Genomic DNA, 1676 nt, shown 5'->3' with positions numbered 1-1676 from the left:
GCCGGTACGGACGCCTGCGGGCGGACAGGTCGCAGACCGCGACCCGCCCGCGGTCGAACCCGACGAGGGCGGTGGGGCGGCCGTCGAGCACCGCCAGCGCCGCCGTCTCCGCGAACCCCGGAACGTGCCCGCCCCGCTGCTCGCCCGTGGCCAGGTCCCAGACGTACGTCTCGTAGACGTTGGCGCTGATCGCCACCGGGCACTCGACCACCGGGTCCGTCGCCAGGAGGTGCGTCATGGCGTTGACCTCCAGGGTGATGCAGCGGCGGAACCCGTCGTCACCGTCGTCGTCACCGCCGCCCTCCGCGGCCGCCGGCAGGTCGGACGGCGGATCGGCGAGGGGCCCGGAATCCTCCGCGCCGTCGCCCCCGGCGCGGAACTCCCGTCCCGTGACCAGGTCCCACCTGCGGACGACACCTTCGGCGTGGCCGGTGACGGCGACGGGCCGGCCGTCCACCACCGCCGTCGCCAGCGCCGGCACATGGCCGGTGCGGATGGTCAGGAGCGCGTCCGTGCGGGCGAGGGCGGCCAGGTCCCACACCCTCACCACGCCGTCGGTGCTGCCGGCCACCAGGACGGGCCGGCCCTCGACCCGTGCGGTGGCCAGCGTGAAGATCCGGTCGTCACCGCCGGCGCGGTACTCGCCGACCGGCTCCCCCTCGTCGAGGTCCCACACCAGGACCGTCCCGTCGGAACCGACGGTGACGGCCACGGGCCGCCCGTCCACCACCGCCGTCGCCAGACGGCACACCCCGCCGGGGTGACCGGTCGCGGCCCGGCCGAGCTGCCCGCCCGTGACCGGATCCCACCAGAGCAGCGTGCCGTCCGCGCAGCCCGCGACGGCGAGTCCACGCCCCTCCACGACCACGGTCGCCACCGCGGTCACCCCGGCCGGCGCGGGCAGTGCGTGCCGCAGCCGGGAGTCCAGGCCGGTGCCGGTCGCCCACTGCACCGTCCAGGGACCGTCCGCCTCCTGACGGACCGGCACCTCGGTGAGACCGGTCAGCAGCTCCCGCTCGCCGTACCGTGCCGCGTCCAGCGCCAGCACCTGCCGCCGCACCACCGGACCGGCGTCACGGTGCACATGCCCCGACGCCCGGTACACGGCAGCCGCCGCCACCTCCCGCGGCCCGACGGCGCCGTCCAGCGCCGCCGCGACCTGCTCCGGCGCGGCCGTCACCAGCCACCCCGGATCGGTCAACCGCCCGTCCACCGGCGCGACTCCGTCGACCGGACCACCGCTGCTGAACTCACCGGACATGACCGGGCTCCTCCTTCGTCGGGTCGGCCGACCGCCAGGCGTCGGCGAACAGGACGGGCAGCGGGCGGGACGGCACCACCGCCGTGTGCGCGCCGCTCGCCCGGGTGGGGTCGGCGGGCAGCAGGGCACGCTTCCCGGCCTCGACCGGCAGCCGCGGCACCTTCAACTCCAGCCACGGGCCGGGGAGGAACAGGCTGCGCCCGGCACGGGAACGGCGGGCCTCCACGACGAGCCCGGTGCCGCGGACCTGCTGCTGTGCGGCCTTCAGCGCGGCCGGCGACCAGCCCGTCCACTGCCGCACCCGGCGGTCGGTGGGATCGGGCAGGGCCAGCAGCATCAGATGGAGCGCCGCCGCGTCCGCCGTGACGCCGAGGGCGGCGGCGCACGCGGCGACGACCTCCGGCGCGCTGCGCCG

1 protein-coding gene and 1 pseudogene are annotated in these 1676 nt (G+C 77.2%); both read right to left on the bottom strand.

Annotation, left to right across the window (positions count from 1 at the left end; translation table 11 throughout):
- Positions 1–1261: pseudogene (locus tag ABZ641_RS36285) on the bottom strand (hypothetical protein); the annotation flags it as partial.
- The coding region (locus ABZ641_RS36280) for a hypothetical protein (RefSeq protein WP_359988756.1) at positions 1251–1676 on the bottom strand (426 nt) is incomplete at its 5' end. The gene ABZ641_RS36280 and the pseudogene ABZ641_RS36285, both read right to left, overlap by 11 nt.

The organism is Kitasatospora sp. NPDC007106 (assembly GCF_040634455.1).
Taxonomy (GTDB): Bacteria; Actinomycetota; Actinomycetes; order Streptomycetales; family Streptomycetaceae; genus Kitasatospora; species Kitasatospora arboriphila.
Note: the sequence above shows the minus strand (reverse complement) of the source record. Positions and strands in the feature narration are given on the sequence as shown.